The 20656-nt window shown below is 71.6% G+C and carries 21 protein-coding genes; 7 read left to right on the top strand and 14 right to left on the bottom strand.

What is annotated here, in order from left to right:
- Positions 1 to 13: 13 nt before the first annotated feature.
- A complete protein-coding gene (locus tag INTCA_RS04865) occupies positions 14 to 1831 on the bottom strand; it encodes a DEAD/DEAH box helicase (RefSeq protein WP_013491809.1) in 1818 nt (605 codons plus the stop codon).
- Between the two features lie 371 nt (positions 1832 to 2202).
- Complete coding sequence (locus tag INTCA_RS04860) at positions 2203 to 2868, bottom strand: DUF4352 domain-containing protein (protein ID WP_013491808.1); 666 nt, start codon at positions 2866 to 2868, stop codon at positions 2203 to 2205.
- A 172-nt stretch (positions 2869 to 3040) separates the two neighbouring features.
- Between INTCA_RS04860 and INTCA_RS04855 the strand changes: the two genes are divergently transcribed.
- Both INTCA_RS04855 and INTCA_RS04850 read left to right on the top strand, forming a co-directional pair.
- Positions 3041 to 4399 (top strand): sensor histidine kinase, encoded by a 1359-nt coding sequence (locus INTCA_RS04855; RefSeq protein ID WP_083807860.1) that lies wholly within the window; start codon positions 3041 to 3043, stop codon positions 4397 to 4399.
- Positions 4399 to 5115 (top strand): response regulator, encoded by a 717-nt coding sequence (locus tag INTCA_RS04850; RefSeq protein ID WP_013491806.1) that lies wholly within the window; start codon positions 4399 to 4401, stop codon positions 5113 to 5115. Before INTCA_RS04855 ends, INTCA_RS04850 begins: the two co-directional genes overlap by 1 nt.
- Before the next feature lie 50 nt (positions 5116 to 5165).
- Here the strand turns inward: INTCA_RS04850 and INTCA_RS04845 are convergent, their stop codons facing one another.
- Positions 5166 to 5540 (bottom strand): PH domain-containing protein, encoded by a 375-nt coding sequence (locus INTCA_RS04845; protein ID WP_013491805.1) that lies wholly within the window; start codon positions 5538 to 5540, stop codon positions 5166 to 5168.
- Between the two features lie 45 nt (positions 5541 to 5585).
- Complete coding sequence (locus tag INTCA_RS04840) at positions 5586 to 6065, bottom strand: hemerythrin domain-containing protein (RefSeq protein WP_013491804.1); 480 nt, start codon at positions 6063 to 6065, stop codon at positions 5586 to 5588.
- Positions 6066 to 6144: 79 nt separating this feature from the next.
- Between INTCA_RS04840 and INTCA_RS04835 the strand changes: the two genes are divergently transcribed.
- The 3 genes from INTCA_RS04835 to INTCA_RS04825 all read left to right on the top strand — a co-directional run bounded on the left by INTCA_RS04835 (position 6145) and on the right by INTCA_RS04825 (position 8968).
- Positions 6145 to 7506: an adenylate/guanylate cyclase domain-containing protein gene (locus INTCA_RS04835; protein ID WP_013491803.1), complete on the top strand. Its 1362-nt coding sequence runs from the start codon at positions 6145 to 6147 to the stop codon at positions 7504 to 7506.
- 216 nt (positions 7507 to 7722) lie between these two features.
- Positions 7723 to 8154 (top strand): PPOX class F420-dependent oxidoreductase, encoded by a 432-nt coding sequence (locus INTCA_RS04830; RefSeq protein WP_013491802.1) that lies wholly within the window; start codon positions 7723 to 7725, stop codon positions 8152 to 8154.
- 103 nt (positions 8155 to 8257) lie between these two features.
- Positions 8258 to 8968, top strand: a complete 711-nt coding sequence (locus INTCA_RS04825; protein ID WP_013491801.1) for a sirohydrochlorin chelatase — start codon at positions 8258 to 8260, stop codon at positions 8966 to 8968.
- Positions 8969 to 8993: 25 nt separating this feature from the next.
- Here INTCA_RS04825 and crcB (INTCA_RS04820) read toward each other — a convergent pair whose 3' ends face one another.
- A complete protein-coding gene (gene crcB / locus INTCA_RS04820; RefSeq protein WP_013491800.1) occupies positions 8994 to 9377 on the bottom strand; it encodes a fluoride efflux transporter CrcB in 384 nt (127 codons plus the stop codon).
- Positions 9374 to 9877, bottom strand: a complete 504-nt coding sequence (gene crcB / locus INTCA_RS04815) for a fluoride efflux transporter CrcB (RefSeq protein ID WP_013491799.1) — start codon at positions 9875 to 9877, stop codon at positions 9374 to 9376. The genes crcB (INTCA_RS04820) and crcB (INTCA_RS04815) overlap by 4 nt, the downstream gene beginning before the upstream one ends.
- Positions 9878 to 9939: 62 nt before the next feature.
- Here crcB (INTCA_RS04815) and INTCA_RS04810 point away from each other — a divergent pair, with 62 nt between their 5' ends.
- Both INTCA_RS04810 and INTCA_RS04805 read left to right on the top strand, forming a co-directional pair.
- Positions 9940 to 10584, top strand: coding sequence for an IMPACT family protein (locus INTCA_RS04810; protein ID WP_013491798.1), 645 nt, complete (start codon positions 9940 to 9942; stop codon positions 10582 to 10584).
- Positions 10585 to 10793: 209 nt separating this feature from the next.
- Positions 10794 to 11366 carry an HhH-GPD-type base excision DNA repair protein gene (locus INTCA_RS04805; protein WP_013491797.1) on the top strand — a complete coding sequence of 191 codons (573 nt, stop codon included), beginning with the start codon at positions 10794 to 10796 and terminating at the stop codon, positions 11364 to 11366.
- A 13-nt stretch (positions 11367 to 11379) separates the two neighbouring features.
- Here INTCA_RS04805 and INTCA_RS04800 read toward each other — a convergent pair whose 3' ends face one another.
- From INTCA_RS04800 to INTCA_RS04765, 8 genes are all read right to left on the bottom strand, one after another.
- Positions 11380 to 12294: an alpha/beta hydrolase gene (locus INTCA_RS04800; protein ID WP_013491796.1), complete on the bottom strand. Its 915-nt coding sequence runs from the start codon at positions 12292 to 12294 to the stop codon at positions 11380 to 11382.
- Positions 12291 to 12965, bottom strand: coding sequence for an N-acetylmannosamine-6-phosphate 2-epimerase (locus tag INTCA_RS04795; protein ID WP_013491795.1), 675 nt, complete (start codon positions 12963 to 12965; stop codon positions 12291 to 12293). Before INTCA_RS04795 ends, INTCA_RS04800 begins: the two co-directional genes overlap by 4 nt.
- Entirely contained in the window at positions 12962 to 13891 is a 930-nt protein-coding gene (locus tag INTCA_RS04790; RefSeq protein ID WP_013491794.1) for an ROK family protein, read from the bottom strand. Before INTCA_RS04790 ends, INTCA_RS04795 begins: the two co-directional genes overlap by 4 nt.
- A gap of 3 nt (positions 13892 to 13894) precedes the next feature.
- Positions 13895 to 14827, bottom strand: coding sequence for a dihydrodipicolinate synthase family protein (locus INTCA_RS04785; RefSeq protein WP_013491793.1), 933 nt, complete (start codon positions 14825 to 14827; stop codon positions 13895 to 13897).
- The gene (locus tag INTCA_RS04780) at positions 14824 to 15861 is read right to left on the bottom strand and encodes an ABC transporter ATP-binding protein (RefSeq protein ID WP_013491792.1); all 1038 of its coding nucleotides are present in this window, start codon (positions 15859 to 15861) and stop codon (positions 14824 to 14826) included. The genes INTCA_RS04785 and INTCA_RS04780 overlap by 4 nt, the downstream gene beginning before the upstream one ends.
- Positions 15858 to 17882, bottom strand: coding sequence for a dipeptide/oligopeptide/nickel ABC transporter permease/ATP-binding protein (locus tag INTCA_RS20240; protein ID WP_013491791.1), 2025 nt, complete (start codon positions 17880 to 17882; stop codon positions 15858 to 15860). The genes INTCA_RS04780 and INTCA_RS20240 overlap by 4 nt, the downstream gene beginning before the upstream one ends.
- The gene (locus INTCA_RS04770) at positions 17882 to 18838 is read right to left on the bottom strand and encodes an ABC transporter permease (RefSeq protein ID WP_013491790.1); all 957 of its coding nucleotides are present in this window, start codon (positions 18836 to 18838) and stop codon (positions 17882 to 17884) included. Before INTCA_RS04770 ends, INTCA_RS20240 begins: the two co-directional genes overlap by 1 nt.
- 89 nt (positions 18839 to 18927) lie before the next feature.
- On the bottom strand, positions 18928 to 20586 hold the full coding sequence (locus tag INTCA_RS04765) for an ABC transporter substrate-binding protein (protein ID WP_013491789.1): 1659 nt from the start codon (positions 20584 to 20586) through the stop codon (positions 18928 to 18930).
- Between the last annotated feature and the right edge of the window lie 70 nt (positions 20587 to 20656).

Raw genomic sequence — 20656 nt, 5'->3', positions numbered from 1 at the left:
GCTCGGGCTCGGGCTAGCTCGTCGGCCGGGTCGCCCGGCCGGATGCTGCGCGCGGCCCCGAGGACTTGTCGTCCCGGGCCAGCTCGATGAGCTGGCCCGAGATCCGGGTGTCCCGAAGCCGCTGCCACGTGCTCGCCGGCAGCTCCTGGGGGAGCTCGACGAGGGAGAAGTCGCCGCGGATGTCGATCTTCCCGAAGTCCTCGCGACCGAGGCCTCCCTCGTTGGCGAGGGCGCCGACGATCTGCCGCGGCAGGACGCGGTGCCGTTTGCCGACCGCGATCCGGTAGGTCGCGAAGGAGGCGCTGCCTCGACGCGGGCCACGGTCGGGGCGGTCCCGCTGCGGACCCCGGTCGGGGCGGTCGGATCGATCGGATCGGTCGGATCGAACAGGGCGGTCTCCCCGGTCGGGGCGGTCGTCGCGGTCGCGACCGCGCCGGGGGGCCGGCTCCGGTTCGGGATCGAGAAGCATCGGCTCCCCGCGCTGCTGGACGATGGCGAGCGCCGCGGCGACGTCGGCCTCGGGCACGTCGTACTCGGCGACGTAGTGCGAGACGACCTGCCGGAAGAGGTCGAGCTGCTCGTTCTGCAGCGCCGCGGTGATCGCGTCGTCGAACCGGCCGAGTCGCACCTCGTTGATGTCCTCGACGGTCGGCGGGCGCATCTCGGTGAGGCCCTGCCGGGTGGCCTTCTCGATGGCCTTGAGCAGGTGCCGCTCGCGCGGGGTGACGAACGAGATGGCGTCGCCGCTGCGGCCTGCTCGGCCCGTGCGGCCGATGCGGTGGACGTAGGACTCGGTGTCGGTCGGGATGTCGAAGTTGACGACATGGCTGATCCGCTCGACGTCGAGACCGCGGGCGGCGACGTCGGTGGCAACGAGGATGTCGAGCTTGCCGGACCGCAGCTGGTCGACGGTGCGCTCGCGTTGGGCCTGCACGATGTCGCCGTTGATGGCGGCGGCGGAGAAGCCGCGGGCACGCAGCTTCTCGGCAAGGGTCTCGGTCTCGTTCTTCGTCCGGACGAAGACGATCATCCCCTCGAAGTTCTCGACCTCGAGGATCCGGGTCAGCGCGTCGACCTTCTGCGGGTAGCTGACGATGAGGTAGCGCTGCGTGATGTTCGGCGCGGTCGTCGTCTTCGCCTTGACGGTGATCTCGACCGGATCGGTGAGATGCTGCTTGGAGATGCGCCGGATCTGGGCGGGCATCGTCGCCGAGAAGAGCGCGACCTGCTTGTCGGCCGGGGTGTCGGCCAGGATCGTCTCGACGTCCTCGGCGAAGCCCATCTTCAGCATCTCGTCGGCCTCGTCGAGCACGAGGAACCGCAGCTCGCTCAGGTCGAGGGTCCCCTTCTCGAGGTGGTCCATGATCCGACCGGGCGTGCCGACGACGACGTGGACGCCGCGGCGCAGCGCACTGAGCTGGACGCCGTAGCCCTGCCCGCCGTAGACGGGAAGCACGTGCACTCCGCGGAGGTTGGCGGCATACCGCTCGAAGGCCTCACAGACCTGCAGGGCCAGCTCGCGGGTCGGGGCGAGCACGAGCGCCTGCGGCGTCTTCTGCTTGAGGTCGAGCCGGGCGAGGATGGGCAGCGCGAAGGCGGCCGTCTTGCCGGTTCCGGTCTGGGCGAGCCCGACGACGTCGCGGCCCTCGAGCATGGCCGGGATGGTGGCGGCCTGGATCGGCGAGGGGTGCTCATAACCGAGGTCCCGGGTCGCCTTGAGGATCCGCTCGTCGAGGCCGAGGTCGGCGAACGTCGGTTCGTCGACGGTCGGCTCGTCGTCGGTGGGCTCGGCTTCGGTTGCCCGCTCGAGGTCAAGGCTGTCGTCAGTCACCCTGTGACGCTAGCGCGTCCCGGGGCTCTTGGTCTTCCACGTGCAGTCACGTGGATGCCGCTGGGCCGGTTCACGGGGTCCCCGTGACCCAGCGGTCACCGTCCAGGACGGCCAGAGTCCCCCACCCGCCGGCGTTGCTCCTTCACCGTGCTTCGCATCGACCTGGATGCGTCGACCTCACCTGGATGCGCCTCGGGGTCGGTCCTCTTGACCTGGATGCGTCGGCTTGAGGCGACGCATCCAGGTCATCGGGACCGAGAGCCGGGAGGTGACGGGCCGGCTGAGTCCATCAGGTTGAGGCCCGGCCGCCCACTCCCCTCACCAGGGGCGGCCGAGCCAGCTCAGCGGCATCCGGCCGGAGCGTGCGCGACTCAGCCGAGGCGGACGGTCACGCCCCCCGAGAAGGCGGAGTCGTGCAGCTCGATGGACGCGGGCCTGGTGTTCTTGGGCATGTCGTAGACGAGGACGCCCTTGACGGTGTTGCCGGGGTTGATCTCGTTGAGGAACACGTCGTTGTCGTCCACGTAGAGGGCGGCGCCGGTGTCGGCCGAGAACTCCCGTCCCTTGGCGTCCTGGACCTTCTGGTTCGAGTCGCTGAAGTACTGGGCCTCGTCGCCGATGTTCTCGACGGTGACGTGGACCAGGACGAACTGCCCCTGCGCCTTCTCGCCGAACATGTCGCTGCCGACCTTCGCGACGCCGGCCTGCACCTTGGTGACGGTGAACTCGAACTGCCCGTCCCGCACGGCGCTCCCCAGCTTGGCGGTTCGAGCCGGCTCCTCCGGCTGGGCCGGCTCCTCGGTGGCGGCGGGCTGCTCTGACTCTTCCGGCGGTGCGTCGGGACTGGCGGAGGCTGCAGGCTTGGTGACGACGGCAGGGGCGGGGTCGTCGCCGCCGTTGACCGCCTGGGCGAGCACCATGACCGCGACGAACGCGAGGATCGCGGTGAGGATCTTGTGCCGGGCGAACCAGCTCCGGCTGGGCGGCTCCGGCGCCGGCGGGGCGGGGATGGTCGGCGGCTGCCAGTTCGTCGTCATGGCGACTCCTTCGTTCGTGGTGTGCGTTGCGGGACGACTGTCGCGCCACGGGGGGTGTCGCCGCCTCGGCCGGGCGGACCGACTCGGGTGACCGAAAGGAGGACCCCAGGTGGGGCGGGTCCGCCCGAAGGGTGGAGGCCGCGTGTCGGCGGGGTGTCCTACCTTGTGTCGTATGCCGCTCAGCCCGCCGCCAGCCCGACCTGACCTCTTGCGTCGGCTCGGGTTGGGGCGTCGCGGGCGGACCCTCGGCCTCGCCACCTTGGTGGTCGTCGACGCTGCGTTCACCATCAGCGCCTTCGACCTCCAGCGGCGGATCGCGTTGGGGCTCGGCAGCGACCCTTCGGCGCCGCTGACGGGCCTGGGGGGCACGATCTCCGTCCTCGGCATGGCTCTCGCCGTGACCGTCGTCTGGCGCGACCGGTGGCCGGTGGCGTTGACCCTCGTCGGCAGTGCCGCGTCGCTCCTCGCGCACCTCGGGCCGACCTTGGCCCTCATCGGGCTGATGACGGTGATCCGGCTGCGGCCCTGGGCGCGGACCTACCAGCTCGCGCCCCTGGTGGTGCTCGTGACGGCGGTCGCGACGTGGCGTGACATCGACGTCGAGCCCCGAAGCATGTCCTTCTGGGCCATCTTCCTCGGCCAGGAGGGGGCGCCACACAGCTGGTGGGTCCCGGTTCTGCTGACCGTCGCGGCAGTGGGAGGTTTCGTCGGGTTGGGGCTGTGGCTGCGCACCCGAGCTGACCTGCACACCGCGGAGGACGTCGCGGCGTCGGAGCGTCAGATGGTGACGACGTTGACCGACCAGGTCTCGCGTCAGACCGAGCGCGAGCGCCTGGCGCGGGAGATCCACGACGGACTGGGGCACAACCTGTCGATCCTGTCCGTTCACGCCGGCGCGCTCGAGGCGATGGCTGAGGCCGCTGGGGACGAGCTCGTGGAGCGGCCCGAGGGTGCTGACGCCGTGGAGTGGCGCACCGCGGCGCAGCTCAAGGAGTCGGCGCAGGTGGTGCGCGAGACCGCGGCCAAGTCGGTCTCGGAGCTGCACTCGCTGCTCAACATCCTGCGCAACCCCGGTGATGCGGACGTGGCCGCGCCGACGAAGACGCTCCGGGACCTGCGCGCCCTCATCGACGACTCCGTGACCGCCGGCATGCCCCTCGTCGCGACCGTCTATGTCGAGGACGGCGAGGCGATGGACCCACCGGTGGCGCAGGCCGCGTACCGGATCGTCCAGGAGCTGCTCACCAACGCCCGCAAGCACGCGGCGACCGTGCCGGTGCGACTGACCATGACCGGTGGGCCTGCCGAGGGCGAGCTCGTCATCGGGACCGCGAACCACCTCCCGCCACCGAGATGGCCGCCGACGCACGATGGAGAGGTTCGGCCCGGGACTGGTCTGGTCGGCATCCGCGAGCGGGTGGAGCACTACGGCGGGGACATGCAGTGGGGGGCGGATGCGGAGGCGGTGTTCAGGGTGTCGGTCCGGCTGCCATGGACGCTCGTCGACGGTGCAGACAGGAGGGAAGCCTGATGTCTGACACGGGCACTGGGGTTGCTGAGGCTGCTGGCGACGAGAACGTGGGCACCCCACCGCGCCCGATCCGGGTGATGCTGGTGGACGACGACCCGATCGTGCGAATGGGGGTGCGCAACCTCCTCAGCGTGGCCAAGGACATCGAGATCGTCGCGGAGGTGAGCGACGGCGACGAGGTGCTCGGCGGCGTGCAGGCACACCATCCCGACGTCATCGTGCTCGACGTGCGGATGGCGCGCATCGGGGGCCTGGAGGCGATCCGCTCGGTCAAGGCCCGACCGCAGGCCCCGAAGATCCTCATGTTCACCGTGTGGGACCAGGACGATGTCGCCGAACGGGCGATCGAGGCCGGCGCCGACGGGTTCCTGCTCAAGACCGCCTCGCCAGAGGAGATCCGCAGTGGCATCCGCAACGTGGCTGCCGGGCTGGGGGCGGTCTCTCCGAAGACCGCGGCCCAGCTGTTCACGAGGCTCCGAGACGACGCCGGGTCGGCGCAGCGCCTCGATGCCGCGCGACTGGTGGGGACCCTGACCGAGCGTGAGCGGGACGTCCTCGCCGGGCTGGCGCGCGGACTGTCGAACGCCGAGCTGGCGCGCGAGCTGTTCGTCAGCGAGACGACCGTGAAGACGCACCTCGGCAGCGCCTTCGCCAAGCTCGGGGTCGACAACCGCGCGCAGGCCGCCGTCCTCGCCGACCGCGCCGGCCTCCTCTGACCGCCGGACCTGCGTGGAGCTGACGGCCGTATTGAGGGACGAAGTAACTGCTACAGGACGTAGCCCGCAATCATCTTTCCAAGCGCTCGGACATCGACCTGCCCCTTGAACTCGAGCCGGACCTTACCCATCCCGCTGAACCACAGGTCCAGCTCGGCATCGAGGTCAAACGTTCCGGCCGTCTCCACGGAGAATGCTTGGATCTTGTTGTACGGCAGCGACGTGAAGTCGCGCTTCTTGCCGGTGATTCCTTGGACATTGACCGCCATCAGCCGTCTGTTCGTGAACACGACGAAGTCCCTTACGGCCTTGAAAGAGGCGACGATCTGCTCGTCGGGGACAAGTAGCTCGGCTACCTGCGGCCCGATCTCCTGCGGGTTGGCCGGGCTCAGCTTGAAGACCGAGCCGTTGGTGAAGTCGATCATGAGTTCTCCCAGTAATCGTGGCACTCAAGGGGAATGGGCGGCCAGTCAATCAGGTTGTGGGCGCGCCATCTCGCAGACCCAGCCCGGCGGCATCCGCCCGGTCGTCATGAAGACACGCAGCTGCTCGGCCGGTTCGCCGTCGAGCACCCCGTCGGCCTGCGGATACAGGATCCGTTCCTCCTTGACGTTGTGGGCCGCGAGCCGGGGCACGAGGTCATCGAGCAGACCAGCCGCGGTGTCTCCGCCAGGGTCGCGACCGACCTCAGTCTCCAGCCCGTCCAGGAGGGGCCACATCTCGCCGTGCTCACGCAGCATGACGAGCACCGGCCCCACGAGCCCGGCACTGCGGAGCGGCGGGAAGAACAGCGCCTCCTCCAGGTAGATGTGCCGCCTCAAGCCGTCGATGGCCCGGACGAGGGCAGCGGAGTCCGGCTCCCCCGCCAGGCGCGAAGCCCGGTAGGTCTCGAGTCCCTCGTCGATCTCGCGGTGCTCCCGCTCGAGCGCAGCCGCCAAGGTCTCCGTCATGTTCCGCCTCCTCGGGGCCACCCTACGACCCCGGAGCGGGGCCTCTCGGTCGATACTGTTGCCGGGACGAAGGGGACGGATGATTCCAGAGACGTTGTACGCGCAGTCCAACGGTGCCGACATCGCCTACCGGGTGCTCGGCGAGGGTCCGCGCGACATCGTGCTGTCGATGGGCTTCATGTCACACCTCGACCTCTACTGGGAGCTCCCCGAGAACGTCGAGTTTCTCGAGCACCTGACCGAGCTCGGCCGGGTCATCATCTTCGACAAGCGCGGGACCGGGCTGTCCGACCGCGACCTGTCAGCCGTCTCACCGAAGCAGTGGTGCGACGACCTCGTCGCGGTGATGGACGCGTGCCAGAGCCGGACTGCCGTCGTCATGGGGTGGCTCGACGCCGGGTCTCTCAGCCTTCTCGCAGCGGCACTGCATCCGGACCGGGTCGCTGCGGTGATCGCCGGAGAGTCCCTCGCCGTGGGCCATCGGGATCGGGGCTACCCGTTCGGACCGGACCCGCGGATGCTGCGGATGGCGCTCGCCGCGATCCGGTCCGGAGGATGGGGCCGCGGCATGGCGGTCAAGCTCGTCGCCCCCGACTTCGCGGCCTCACCACGACACCTCTCGTGGCTCAAGAGGCTCGAGAGCATGTCAGCCACACCGCGGGCTGCGGCCCGCCTCCTTCAGATGACCGCCGACCTCGACCTGCGGCCGCACCTGGAGAGCATCACCGCCCCCGTCCTGCTGCTCCACGACGTCGAGCTGCAACGACTGGCGACGCTGGAGAGCATGCAGTGGCTGGCCGACCAGCTGCCCAACGCGACCCTGCGGCTCATTCGCGGCCAGCGGCCGATGACGACGCTGTTGCCCTTCCACGACGTCGCAGCCGAGATCGAGCAGTTCCTCGGGACCTACCGCCCCAACCACAGCGGCCACCGCGAGGTCGCCACGATCCTCATCACCGACGTCGTGGGGTCGACCGAGGCTGCCGCCCGCACCGGCGATGCGAGCTTCGGTTATGCGCGCGACGCCCACTTCGACGCCATCCGGCGCTCCCTCGCGCGCTTCGGCGGGACGGAGATCAAGACGATGGGCGACGGGTTCCTCGCGTCGTTCCCGATCCCGTCGGCCGCGCTGCGCTGTGCCTACGAGGTCGTCCACGACGCCGACGCCATGGGATTGGCGGTGCGAGCCGGCGTCCACTCCGGTGAGGTGCTACGTCAGGACGACGACCTCGTCGGGATCGCCATGCACGTGGCCGCGCGCGTGAGTGCACTCGCCCAGACGTCCGAGATCCTCTTCACCGACACCGTCCGCACCCTCGTCCTCGGCTCGACCCTGAGCTATGAGCCCTGGGGCAGCACCACGCTCAAGGGCATCCCCGGAGAATGGGCGCTCTACCGCATCACCTCCCGCGAGTCCCCGACCGGCGCGCCCGCCGCCTGAGGCCGTGCGGACCCAGCCCCGCGCCCGCACATGCGGCGTCTGACGGGCGCCGACGGAGACGCCTTGGCGGGTCGCGCACTAGGACACTGACCCGCCCAACGGGTCAGTGTCCTAGTGGCGGGGACCCAGCGACAAGGGCACCGGGTCAGTGAGCCGCCGATCCGTCGGAGCCCACGCATCCGCACACGGCGCGGACCGGCACCGTAGGTTGAGGAGGTGGACCACGACCTCACCGGGCGCCTCGACGAGGTCGCCGCACACCGCTATGTGTCCTTGACGACGTTCCGCCGGTCTGGCGACCCGGTCGCCACGCCGATGTGGGTGGCCCGAAACGGTGCCGCTGTCGTCCTCATCTCGGTGGAGGGGGTGGGCAAGCTCAGACGCCTCGGCCACACGAGTCGGGTCGAGCTGCGGCCGTGCGACGTGCGGGGCCGTGTCCCAGCGGGCGCCGCTGTGTGGCACGGGACGGCCCAGCTCGTGCGCGACCCGGAAGGCGTCAGAGAGATCCAACGGGCGATGTCGGCGAAGTACCCCCTCGCGCGTCTCGGCAACGCGGCGGAGGGCCTCCTCGGCCGATGGATGCAGCGCAAGCCCAGAGTCGGCATCCGTGTCACGCCCGGCGTCACGCCGCCCTGCGGACCACGGTAGGCAGCCGGTGTCACCCCCAGTTTTCCGGTAGGGCAGTTCCCCGTTACGGCTCACCGCGTCGCCATGGAACCCGGGCGTGCAACAGGGAGGAAATGCTCTTTCGATGTGGGGTGGGATCGCGTGCGAGAGTGGGTCCGTGCGCCCGACCCTCATCGCCTGCTCCCACGGCACGAGCTCGCCCGAGGGGCAGGCGGCCGTCGCCGGGCTCGTCTCCGCCGTGGCCGCCCGCCTACCCGACCTCGACGTCCGCGCAGCCTTCGTCGACGTCGAGGAGCCCGCGGTCACCGCGGTGCTCGACAGCCTGCACGGGACCCCGGCCCGGGTCGTGCCGCTCCTGCTCTCGGCCGGCTACCACGTCTACGTCGACCTCTCCGAGGCCGTCGCTGCCCACCCCGCGGCCACCTTGGCCGGCGCGCTCGGACCTGACCCTCGGCTCGCCCGGCTCCTCGCGGACCGTCTCCACGACGCCGGACTCCGGGACGACGACACCGTCATCCTCGCCGCGGCCGGCAGCTCCGACCCCCGCGCCGTCGAGGACTGTCGTGAGCTCTCCGACGCGCTCGGCCAGCTCATCGGGAGACCGAGCCCAGCGGCATACCTCTCGGCGGCGCAGCCGCGCCTCGACGCAGCGGTCAGCCGGGCGCGTGAGGAGGGCGGCCGGGTCGTCGTCGCGACCTACCTGTTGGCGCCCGGCTTCTTCGCCGACCTCGCGACCCGCAGCGGGGCCGACGTCGTCACCCCGCCCCTGCTCCTGCCGGGAGCGCCCGCGCCGGCCCCGCTCGTCGACATCGTGCTCGACCGCTACAGCCGCTGACCCAACCGGCCAGTCCAGCGGGGTCTCACGCTGCGTGAGCCAGCAGTCCCTGGCCGATCACCCAGCCGACCGAGCCGGCCGCGAGCCCGCAGCCGATGCTCAGCAGCACGCTGCCGACGGCGGCCACGAAGGCACCCTCCTCGACGAGCCGGACCGTCTCGAAGCCGAAGGTCGAGTACGTGGTCAGGGCCCCGCAGAGCCCCGTCCCCGCGAGGGCGAGGACCTCAGGCGACACCGACCCGGACGCTGCCAGGCCGAGGACCGCGCCGAGGAGCAGCGAGCCGAGCACGTTGACCGCGAGGGTCCCCCAGGGGAACCGGGCTCCGTGCCACCGCTGCACGGCCAGGTCGGTGACGTAGCGCAGCGGCGCCCCGACGGCCCCGCCGAGCATCACGAGCAGGAGCGTCACGAGCCCACCCTTCCCGGCCGGGCGACCACGCGCCCGACGACCGCCCCCGCGACCACGGCACCGAGCGCCAGCACGAGCGTCCCCACCAGGTACGCGAGGGCGGCGCCGAGGTGCCCCCCGGCCAGCAGCGCCCGCGTCTCGAGGGCGTAGGCGGAGAAGGTCGTGAACCCGCCCAGCACGCCGACGCCGAGGAACGGCCGGACATAGCGTCGCGGCGGCCACACGTCGCTCACGTAGAACATGAGCAGGCCCAACAGGAAGGATCCGGTCACGTTGATCCCCAGTGTCGCCCACGGGACAGCCCCGGGCGGGTGGGGCCACGCCTCTCCCGCGAGGTAGCGTGCCGCCGCGCCGAGCGCCCCACCCAGCGCGATGACGCCCAGGACGTCCAGGCGGTCCCGAACGAGTGCATGGTCGACCGCGCTCGTCTCCACGTCGTCCGGGGTGACGTCAGGGTCGACCGGTCCGTGCACGGGCCCGTGCACCGGGTGCGCGTCCATTCGTGTCCTCTCGTGGCCACCGGCATACTCGTGGCGTCCCGTCGTCGCCCGATGGAAAGGGTATGCCGCTGAGCTCGCCCCGCTCCTACGTGACCATCGCCGGTCGGTCGAGTGCCGAGATCGAGGTGCGTCGGTCGCGGTTCGTCTGCGACCTGCGGCGCGTCGAGACGGAGGCTGCGGCCCGCGAGGTCATCGAGGCGGTGCGCGCGGGCAGCCGCGAGGCCCGGCACCACTGCACCGCGTTCGTCCTCGGGCCTGATGGTGCGACACAGCGCAGCAACGACGACGGCGAGCCGTCGGGCACCGCCGGCGCGCCGATGCTCGAAGTGCTGCGGGGCCGAGGGGTCACTGACGTCGTCGCGGTGGTGACCCGGTGGTTCGGTGGGGTGCTGCTCGGCACCGGGGGGCTGATCCGCGCGTACGGCGATGCCGTGGGAGCCGCCCTCGACGCCGCGCCCCTCGTGGTCCGCGAGCGACGCCGCACCGTGGCGATCGAGGTGGGCCACGCGGATGGTCCCCGCGTCGAGCACGCCCTGCGCGGCCGCTCCGGCATGGTGGTGACCGAGGTCGAGTACCTCGCGACGGGGGTGCGGCTGCAGGTCGCCGTCGCCCCGGACGACGTCGAGTCGCTGGCCGGGACGGCTGCCTCCCTCACGTCCGGGGCGGCCAGGGTCACGCCCGGCCCCAGCACCTGGGTCGACACCTGACCCGCACCTCCTCGGCAACACACCCGCTTACCGCCCGGCCACCCCGGGTGCAGCCGGGGCCACCACTCGGTAGGCGGGTGTGTTGCGGTCTGGGCGGACGGGAGGAGGCGGACCGCGCGGACGTCGGGGAGTCGGACCGGGCGGACGGGAGGAGTCGGACCGGGCGGACGTCGGGGAGCCAGCTCAGCGGCATACGACAAGATGGAGGGATGGCCCTGCACCTGGCGACGACCGACGAAGGCAACACCCTCCTGGAGCGCGACCCCCTCGCCCTCCTGCTCGGGATGCTGCTCGACCAGCAGATCACCATGGAGAAGGCGTTCACCTCCCCGAGCGTCCTCGCCCAGCGGATGGGGACCGACCACCTCGACGCGGAGACGATCGCGGCGCTGCCCCCCGACACCCTGCTCGAGCACTTCCGGACCCCACCGGCGCTGCACCGCTTCCCCGGCTCGATGGCGGCGCGGGCCCAGCAGCTCTGCCAGGCGGTCGTCGACGAGTGGGACGGCGACGCCGCCAGCCTCTGGACCGGCGTCGACTCCGGCAGCGAGCTCGTCCGGCGCATCGCCGGCCTCCCCGGCTTCGGCGACCAGAAGGCGCGGATCTTCGCCGCGCTCCTCGCCAAGCAGTTCGGCGTCACGCCGCCCGGCTGGGAGGAGGCGACCGGGGACTACGGGAAGCCGGGGCACCGGTCGATCGCGGACGTCGTCGACGACGACTCGCGGGTCAAGGTGCGTGAGTACAAGAAGGCGAAGAAGGCGCAGCAGTCCGAGCAGGGCTGACCACCAGCTGGGGTCAGTCGCCGAGGTGGCGTGCCAGGTGGCCCGCAGCGAGGTCCACTGCGGCGGCGGCCGCGTCGAAACGGGCGAGCCGGCGGACGAAGCCGTGCACCAGCCCCTGCACCCGGACGGTGACCGAGCTGACGCCGGCCTCGGCCAGGGCGGCGGCATAGGCCTCCGCCTCGACCGTGAGGATGTCGTGCTCGGCGGTGACGACCAGGGTCGGGGGCAAGCCGCTCAGGTCGCCCAGCGCGGGTGACACATCCGGGCTGCTCCGGTCGACGCCGGGCGGGGCGAAGACGTCCCAGCACCACCTGAGGTTCGGGGCCTTGAGCCCGGGGAACACGGTGTCGCCCCACGTCGCGCCGGTGGGGTCGACCACGGGGTAGAAGAGCGCCTGGGCCCGCACCGGGACGCCCCGGTCCCGGCAGCGCCGCGAAGCGACCGCCGCCAGGTGCCCGCCGGACGAGTCTCCGCTCAGCGCAAGGCGGCTCGCATCGAGGGACCGGAGCTCGGCCGCCGGGGAACGCAGCCAGTGGATGGCACGGTCGACGTCGTCCGAGGCCGCCGGACAGGGGTGCTCGGGCGCGAGGCGGTAGTCCACGGACAGCACGGCGGCCCCGGACCGCGCAGCGAGGAGGCGGCACAGCGGGTCGTGCGAGGCGAGCCCTCCGTCGACCCAGCCGCCGCCGTGGACGTAGACGACGACCGGCAGCCGGCCGTCGGCGGGTCGGTAGAGCCGGCAGGGCACCCCCTCGGCATCGACGTCCTCGACGTACCGGACGGGCACACCCTCCCCCGCCTCCACCGGTGTGTTCAGGGCGACGGCGCGCCGCTGCTCGTCGAGCCGAGCCGGGTCGATCGGCGCGGTGGTGTCGGGGAGCGCCCGCACCTGGGGGTGCAGCGCCTCCGGAGGCAGCAGCCGGCTCACGGGCGGACGCGGGTCGCGTCGACGAACCAGGACGTGATCGTCGCCGGGTGGGTGATGGCGGTCCCGACGACGACGGCATGGGCTCCCGCGTCCAGCGCGGCCCCGGCCTGGTCCGGCGTGTGGATCCGGCCCTCGGCGACGACCGGGAGGCCGAGCTCACGCACGAGAGCGGCGACGAGGTCGAGGTCCGGGCCGGGCGTCCTGGGACTGTCCGGGGTGTAGCCGGAGAGCGTGGTGCCGATGAGGTCGGCACCCACCTCGGCGGCGGCCACCCCGTCGGCCAGCGTCGCGCAGTCAGCCATGAGCAGGGCTCCCTCGCGGTGCACGGCCGCGACCGTCTCGGCGAGCGACGACCCGTCCGGGCGCGGACGCCGCGTCCCGTCGACGGCGACGATCTCGCAGCCCGTCCGGGCGACCTCGACGGCATGGATCACGGTCGGGGTGATGAAGACGCCGCTGTCGCCGTCCTTCCAGAGGCCCATGAGGGGCAGGTCGATGACCGGGCGCATGGCGCGCAGGTCGTCGATCCCCTGGGCCCGGATGCCGGCCGCTCCGCCGCGGACGGCGGACTCGGCGACCCTGCGCATGGTGTCCGGGTGCCGCATGGGCTCCCCGGGGTAGGCCTGGACGGACACGACGAGTCCGCCTCTGATCCGATCGATGGGGTTCACGCGAGTCCCTTCCAGACGAGCCGGGCGGCGCCGACGAGGGCGGCAGCCGAGCCGAGCCGGGCCGGGAGCACCGGCAGCTCCGCGAGCGGGGGCAGCAGCTCGGCCCGCACGGCTTCCTCCATCGGCTCCCACCAGCGGGCGCCGATGCCGGGGACGCCTCCGCCGATGACCACGACCTCCGGGTCGAGCAGGTTGGCGGCCCCGCCGATGGCGCTGCCGAGCGCCCGCGCGCCGATGTCGATGGTCATCACGGCGAGGCGGTCGCCGGCGTCGGCGCGGCGGGCGACGTCGGCGAGCGACGTGAGGTCGGCGCGGGCCCGCCGGTTGTACGACCAGACCATGGCCGGCCCAGCCGCGACGGCCTCGAGGTGGCCAGATCCCCCGCAGACACAGGGCATTCCGCCGGCGTGGGGCACTGCGACGTGTCCGAAGTGCCCGGCGACGTCGCGGCGGCCGTGCCACACGGTCCCGTCGATGACGACGGACGCACCGATGCCGGTGCCGACCGCGACGAAGAAGGCGCTCGAGGCACCGGACGCGGCGCCGAGCCAGGTCTCGCCCAGGGCGTGGGCGTGGACGTCGTTGTCGACCACGACGTGCCGGATGCCGCTGAGCTCGCTCAGTGCGTCCCTGACCTCCGTGCCCGCCCAGTCGCGCAGGACCTCCGTGGCGGAGACGACGCGGCCGGTCGCGGTGTCGATGACCCCGGCGCTGCCGACACCGAGACCGACCACCTCGTGACCGCGGGCGGTCGCGGTCACGAGGAGGTCGGCTGCGAGGCCGGAGGCGACCCGGACGATGGCCTCCGGCCCCTGGTCACCCGGTGTGGGCGCCGTCGTCACGTCGGTGACGGCACCCTCCGCGGTGACGAGTGCGGCGGCAGTCTTGGTGCCGCCGATGTCGAGGGCGACGACGGTCTGAGCCATGGGTCAGAGCAGTCCCACCGACTCGAGGACCTCGCGCACCCGGCCCGACTCGGCATCGTCGAGGGCGCGCAGCGGCAGCGAGATCGCGTTGCTGTCGATGACGCCCAGGACGTGTAGCGCCGTCTTGAACGAGCCCGCGCCACGGGTCATGCCGGCAGAGGTGGCCGGGTCGGCTGCGTCGACGATCCGGAACAGCTGGATGAGGCGCTCCTGCTCGGCACGGGCCGCCGCGACGTCGCCGGCCGCGACCGCCGCGTGCAGGCGGGCGTAGCCGGCGGGGTCGACGTTGGCCAGCCCGGGCACGGAGCCGCTCGCGCCCGCGAGGAGCATCGAGTCGACCATCACCTCGTGGCCGGTCAGGGTGGCGAAGTCGGACAGCCCTTCCGCGGCCACCTGGACGAGGAGCTGCCGGAAGCCGACGTCGTCGCCGCTCGAGTCCTTGACACCCGCGATGACACCGTCGTGCGCGAGGCGCAGGACGAGGTCGTTCGAGAGCTTGGAGTGGACGCAGACCGGGATGTCGTAGGCGAACAACGGCACGTCGACGGCGGCCGCGACGGAGCGGAAGTGCCGCTCGATCTCGTGCGGGCCGACGATGACGTAGAAGGGCGCCGTGGCCACCACCGCCTGGGCGCCGAGCCGCTCGGCGGCGCGGGCGCGCTGGACCGACCGGGCCGTGCCCGGCTCGATGGCGCCGGCGATGACCGGCACCCGTCCGTCTGCGGTCTTGACGATGACCTCGAGGGCGAGGTCGCGCTGCGCGTCGTCGAGGAGGACGGTCTCGCCGCTGCTGCCGAGGGCGAAGAGCCCGTCGACGCCCGCGTCGATCATCCGGGCCACGAGGCGCTCGAGCGAGGCGACGTCGACGGTCAGGTCCTCGCCCAGCGGGGTGACGACCGGCGGCACGAGGCCATGGAAGGGTGTTGCGGTCGTCATGACGGCTCCTTGACGAGGTCGGCGGTGGCGGCGCGGGCCGACGCCGCGAGGTCCGCGGTCGTGATCCCGGCCGGCACGGGGTGGTGACAGCGGTAGGTGTGGCCCTCTGCGGCGAGCATCGGCCCCGGCATCAGCTCGGAGCAGACCTCGGTCGCCTTCCAGCAGCGGGTGCGGAAGGGGCAGCCCGAAGGCGGGTTCGCCGCGGACGGAACCGGCCCGACGAGCGGGATCGGGTCGATCGGGTCGAGCAGACCCGGCGTCGCGGAGAACAGCGCGCGGGTGTAGGGGTGGACCGCGAGTTCCGGCAACCGGTCGGCGGGGGTCTCCTCGACGATCCGGCCCAGGTACATCGTCACGACCCGGTCACTGACCCGCTTGACCGTCTGGATGTCGTGGGAGACGAAGACCATCGCGATGCCGAGCCGCTCCTTGAGGTCGAGGAGCAGGTTGAGGATCTGCGCGCGCACCGAGACGTCGAGCGCGCTCGTCGGTTCGTCCGCGATGACGAGGGAAGGCTCCAGCGCGAGTGCGCGGGCAATCGAGACGCGCTGCCGCTGGCCGCCGGACAGCTGGCTCGGGAGGACGTCCGCCGCCGAGCGGGGCAGGCCCACGAGGTCGAGCAGGTCGCGGACCCGGGCGGTGCGCTCCTTGGGCGTGCCGACGTCGTGGACGTCGAGGGGGTCGCGGACGACCTGGCTGATCGGCATGCGCCGGTTCAGCGAGGCGGCCGGATCCTGGAAGATCATCCCCACGCCCCGACCGAGGTGGCTGCGGCGCTCCCGGTCCTTGAGGGACCAGATGTCCCGGCCCTCGAAGATGATCGAGCCCGACGTGGGACGTTGGAGGCCGACCATGGCCTTGGCCATCGTCGACTTCCCGCATCCCGACTCACCGACGACACCGACGGTCTCCCCGGCGCGGATCTCGAGGGACGCCCCGTTGAGGGCCTGGACGCTGCCGTGGCCGAAGAGTCCCGCACCCTTGATCCGGTGGACCACCGACACGTCGTCGAGACGCATGATCGGCCCGTTCATGAGACGGCCCCTTCCGTGGCGTGGGTGGCCCCGGTCGCCGCCGGGAGCTCGTGGGCGGGATGGTGGCAGGCGACGACGTGGTGCCCCGGCTCGCCCACGAGCGGCGGCGCCTCGGTGCGGCACACCGCGGTGGACATGGGGCACCGGTCCGAGAACCGGCAGCCCGCCGGGAAGTCCGCCGGCGAGGGGACGACGCCCTTGATCTGGGTGAGCCGTTCGGCCCCCGACTCGAGGGAGAGCACCGATCCGAGCAGGCCCCGGGCGTAGTGGTGCGCCGGGGCGGCGACGACCTCGGCCGTGACGCCGCCCTCGACGATCTGGCCGCCGTACATGACGACGACGCGGTCGCTGATGTCGCTCACGAGGGCGAGGTCGTGGCTGACGAGGACCAGGGCGAAGCCGAGCCGCTTCTGCAGGTCGAGGAGCAGGGTCATGACCTGGGCCTGGACGGTGACGTCGAGGGCGGTCGTCGGCTCGTCGGCGATGATCAGCCTGGGGTCTCTCGACAGGGCCATGGCGATGACGACGCGCTGACGCTGGCCACCGGAGAGCTCGTGGGGATAGGAGCCGAGGGTCCGGTCGGGGTCCAGTCTGACGAGACCCATCAGCTCGTCGGCGGTCCGGGTGCCGCCGCGCTTCGTCAGCTGGTCGAGCTGCGCCTGGATCCGCATCGCGGGGTTGAGGGCCGAGAGGGCGTCCTGGTAGATCATCGCGATCTCGCGCCCCATCAGCGCCCGGCGACGGGCCGGCGACAACCGGAGCAGGTCGATGCCGTTGAAGTCGACCGTCCCGCCCAGCCGCGCACCTTTGGGCTCGAGGCCCATGACGGCCAGGGCCGTGAGCGACTTGCCCGAGCCGGACTCGCCGACGAGGCCGAGCACCTCGCCGGGGCGCACCTCGAAGCTGATGCCGTCGACGATGTCGACGCCGTCGTGTCGTCCGTCGAAGCCGATCCGCAGGTCGGTGACCGTGAGGGTCGGGTCACCCGGCGGCAGCGGGCGGGCCCGCTCACGCAGTCGCTGCCCTGCCTCGGCGAGGCCGGGGAGCGGCAGGACCTCACCGGTGCCCGGTTCGGAGGTCTCGAGGCGGTCGACGTCGTCGGGGGAGGTGACCTTGCGCTTCACCCGTCTGGCCGCCGGCGCGGCCCACGCGTCGGAGATGCCCTCGGAGAGGATGTTGAGGGACAGCACGGTGAGCAGGATGAGCAGCCCGGGGAAGAAGGTGGCCCACCACGAGCCGGCGAGGAGGACGTCCTTGCCGTAGGCGATGACCGAGCCCCACGACGACTCGGCGACGTGACCGGGCAGGCCACCTCCGATGAAAGACAGCGAGGCCTCGAAGACGATGGCGTCGGCGACCATGACGGTGGCGAAGACCATCACCGGGGCGGCGGAGTTGCGGATCACGTGCCGACCGAGGATGTGGAGGCGGCCGGCGCCGATGACCTGCTCGGCCGCGACGTAGTCCTCGCTGTACTGCGTGAGCACGTTGGCGCGGACCACACGGGCGATCGGCGGGGTGAAGACGAAGCCGATGGCGAGGATGAGGACGAGCAGGCTGTCCTTGCCGAAGGCGATGATGAGCACCGCGGACAGCGCGATGGCCGGGAACGCCATGACGACGTCGAGCAGCCGCATGACCAGCTCGTCGACCGCCTTGCGGCTGGTCGCGGCGAGCGCACCGAGGAGCGTGCCGAGCGCGAGGGCGATGCTCGCGGCGCCGAAGCCGACGACGAGCGAGCGGCGGGTGCCCGCGACGAGGCGCGAGAAGATGTCGCGTCCCGACCGGTCGACGCCGAACCAGAAGTCAGACCCGGGCCCGACGTTGACCGACGCGAGGCCGGTCGCGGTCGGGTCGTGCGGCGTGAGCCAGGGGGCGAGGATGGCCGTGAGGACGAGCACGCCGATGAAGGCCGCGGCGATCCGGGACAGCAGGGGCAGGCGGCGCAGGGCAGCGCGGCTGGCCACCTTGCGGTTCGCCGGGTCGGACAGCGTGGCGGTCAGTTCGGGGCGGATGGTCATCAGTGGCCTCCCCGCAGCCGCGGGTTCGCGAAGAGATAGAGGATGTCGACGAGCAGGTTGACGACGACGAAGGTGAAGGCGATGACGAGGATCGTGCCCTGCGCGAGGTTGGTGTCGTTGGTGCCGACGGCCTGCATGACGAGGGTGCCCATGCCGGGCATCGTGAAGATCGCCTCGATGATGATCGTGCCGCCGAGCAGGTAGCCGACCCGGAGTCCGAGCACGGTGAGGGGGTTGACCAGGGCGTTGCGCAGGACGTTGCGCCCGACGACGATGCTCGGTGGCAGGCCCGCGCCGTACGCGGTGCGGACGTACTCCTTGTCGAGCTCCTCGACCATCGAGGTGCGCACGATCCGGGCGAGCGACGCCCCGACCGGCACGGCGAGCGCCATGGCCGGCATGGCCATCGACCGCAGCCAGCCGGTGAGGCTCTCGGCCGGGTTGGTGTAGCCGGCGTTGGGGAACCAGCCGAGCCCGAGGGACAGGTGCTGGATCATCAGCAGCGCCAGCCAGAAGCTGGGAACGGAGATTCCGGTCATCGACAGGACGCGGATGACCTGGTCGGGCCAGCGGTCCCGGAAGAGCGCGGCCGTGATCCCGAGGGCGAGGGCGATGACGAGGGCGAGTCCGACCCCGAGGAGGGTCAGCTGCATCGTCAAGGGCAGGGCCTCGGCGATGAGGCCGGCGACGGGCTTGGAGATGCCGATCGTCTCGCCGAAGTCGCCCTGGACGACGTTGCCGAGGAAGCGGACGAACTGGACCGGAGCGGGCTGGTCGAGCCCGCGGGACGCCTCGTACTCGGCGATCTGCTCGGGTGAGGCCTGGTCGCCGAGCGCGGCCACGGCGGAGTTGACCGGCGAGAGCCGCATGATCACGAAGACGAAGAGGGCGATCCCGAGCATCAACGGCACGAGTGTCAGCAGTCGCCTGAGGATCATCTTCACGATCGACGACATCGGTCCTCCTTGCTTGCGGATGGAACCGGGCCGGCTCGCTCCCAGGGGGAGGGGGGTGGGCGAGCCGGCCCGGGGATTGGAGCGGGTGGTCAGGCCGTGCGCTTGGCGTCGAGGAAGTACAGCCCCGTCGTCGCCGCCGGCTTGAAGCCGTCGAGCTTCTTCGAGTCCCACGCCGTGACGATCTTGGTGTGCAGGACCGTGTAGATCGCGGCCTCGTCGGCGACGAGGTCGAGGACCTGCTTCCACAGGTCCTTCTGCTTGGCCGTGTCCTGCTCGGCGGCGGCCTGGTCGAGCAGCTGGGCGATCTGGGTCGGCGCGGCGCCCGTCCAGCGGGCCCGGCCCTTCGGCCACGTGTCGCCGGCGAAGTACCAGCGCAGGAGCAGGTCTGCGTCAGGACCGAAGACCGTCGGGTCGCCCGAGGCGGCGAGGACCCGGAAGGAGTCCTTGGACACCAGCCCGTCAGGTGCCGGCGCGTAGACCGAGGCGGACGGCGCCGTGTTGAGCGACGCGTTGACGCCGATCTTCTTCCACTGGTCGACCATGAGCGGGGCGATGTCGACGATGAACTGGGTGTTCGTCGTCACGAGCTCGAAGGTCAGGTCCTTGACGCCGGCCTCGGCGAGGAGGGCCTTGGCCTTCTCCGGGTCGTAGCCGTAGACGGTCGAGGCCTCCTGGAAGTCCTTGTTCTCCGGGTCGAGGTAGGACTTCGCCGGGGTGCCGTAGCCCTGCAGCGCCGTGGTGACGATGGCGTCCTTGTCGAGCGCGTAGTGCAGCGCCTGACGGACCCGCTTGTCGTCGAACGGCTTGGCGGAGCAGTTGAAGAGGAGGAAGAGCTGGTTGAAGGCCTGGCGGGCCTCGACGTCGACCTTGCCCTCGAGCTGGGCGACGTTGATGTAGGGGACGGCCTCGACGGCCTGGACGCGGCCGCCCTGGATGTCGGCGATCCGGGTCGCGCCCTCGGTCGTCGTGTTCCAGACCATCTTCTTGGCCGCGGCCTTGCGTGGGCCGTTGTACTTGTCGTTGACCGAGAAGCGGAGACCGGTGGTCGCGTCGGCGCTGTCGAGCTTCCACGGGCCGGTGCCGACCGGCTTGGTGTCGAACGCCTTGGCGGCGGCGGCGTCGCCGGTGAGCTTCTTCGGCACCACCTTGATGACGGCGATCCGCTGCGGGAAGAGGGCGAACGGCGACTTCAGCGTGAACTCCACCGTCTTGGCGTCCTTGGCGGTGACCGAGTCGATGAACGGGAGGAAGGCGGCCATGAGGGCCTTGTTCGCCGGGTCGAGGGCGCGGGTGAAGGACCACGCGACGTCCTCGGCGGTGACCGGGGTGCCGTCGGAGAACATGGCGCCGTCGCGGAGCGTGGCCGTCCACGTGAGGCCGTCGGCCCCCGGCTCGGGCAGTGCCTTGGCCAGGGCGGGGTAGGGCTGCCGGGTGATCGGGTCGAGGTCGACGAGACCCTCGAAGAGGTGCTGGTTGGCGGCGGTACCGACGGCGCTCGAGGCGTTCATCGGGTCGAGCCCGCTCGACAAGGTGAACGCGAGGGTCGCCTCGATGGTGTCCGGGACGGTGCCGCCGGCCGCGGCGCCGTCGTTCGAGTTCGTCGAGCTGGGGCCACCACAGGCGGCGAGCGCCCCCGTGATGACGGCCGCGGCGCTGAGCGTGCCACTGAACTTGAGGAACTTGCGGCGGCTGACTCCGGACAGTCCGGCGGGGTCGAGCAGGGTCTTGGACGCCTGGTCGGGGTTCACTGGGGCCTCCCATGTGGTGCCTGTTGGTGAGTGGTGAGGCAGTCCGCCGATCACCTGGCAGCGCTGCACT

Origin of the sequence: Intrasporangium calvum DSM 43043, assembly GCF_000184685.1 — a bacterium.
Lineage (GTDB): Bacteria > Actinomycetota > Actinomycetes > Actinomycetales > Dermatophilaceae > Intrasporangium > Intrasporangium calvum.
Note: the sequence above shows the minus strand (reverse complement) of the source record. Positions and strands in the feature narration are given on the sequence as shown.

Coding starts and splice junctions, on each gene's coding strand:
- INTCA_RS04860 (WP_013491808.1), bottom strand. CDS start 2,868: ATGACGACGAACTGGCAGCCGCCGACCATCCCCGCCCCGCCGGCGCCG.
- INTCA_RS04855 (WP_083807860.1), top strand. CDS start 3,041: ATGCCGCTCAGCCCGCCGCCAGCCCGACCTGACCTCTTGCGTCGGCTC.
- INTCA_RS04850 (WP_013491806.1), top strand. CDS start 4,399: ATGTCTGACACGGGCACTGGGGTTGCTGAGGCTGCTGGCGACGAGAAC.
- INTCA_RS04845 (WP_013491805.1), bottom strand. CDS start 5,540: ATGATCGACTTCACCAACGGCTCGGTCTTCAAGCTGAGCCCGGCCAAC.
- INTCA_RS04840 (WP_013491804.1), bottom strand. CDS start 6,065: ATGACGGAGACCTTGGCGGCTGCGCTCGAGCGGGAGCACCGCGAGATC.
- INTCA_RS04835 (WP_013491803.1), top strand. CDS start 6,145: ATGATTCCAGAGACGTTGTACGCGCAGTCCAACGGTGCCGACATCGCC.
- INTCA_RS04825 (WP_013491801.1), top strand. CDS start 8,258: ATGTGGGGTGGGATCGCGTGCGAGAGTGGGTCCGTGCGCCCGACCCTC.
- crcB (WP_013491799.1), bottom strand. CDS start 9,877: ATGGACGCGCACCCGGTGCACGGGCCCGTGCACGGACCGGTCGACCCT.
- INTCA_RS04810 (WP_013491798.1), top strand. CDS start 9,940: ATGCCGCTGAGCTCGCCCCGCTCCTACGTGACCATCGCCGGTCGGTCG.
- INTCA_RS04805 (WP_013491797.1), top strand. CDS start 10,794: ATGGCCCTGCACCTGGCGACGACCGACGAAGGCAACACCCTCCTGGAG.
- INTCA_RS04790 (WP_013491794.1), bottom strand. CDS start 13,891: ATGGCTCAGACCGTCGTCGCCCTCGACATCGGCGGCACCAAGACTGCC.
- INTCA_RS04785 (WP_013491793.1), bottom strand. CDS start 14,827: ATGACGACCGCAACACCCTTCCATGGCCTCGTGCCGCCGGTCGTCACC.
- INTCA_RS04780 (WP_013491792.1), bottom strand. CDS start 15,861: ATGAACGGGCCGATCATGCGTCTCGACGACGTGTCGGTGGTCCACCGG.
- INTCA_RS20240 (WP_013491791.1), bottom strand. CDS start 17,882: ATGACCATCCGCCCCGAACTGACCGCCACGCTGTCCGACCCGGCGAAC.
- INTCA_RS04770 (WP_013491790.1), bottom strand. CDS start 18,838: ATGTCGTCGATCGTGAAGATGATCCTCAGGCGACTGCTGACACTCGTG.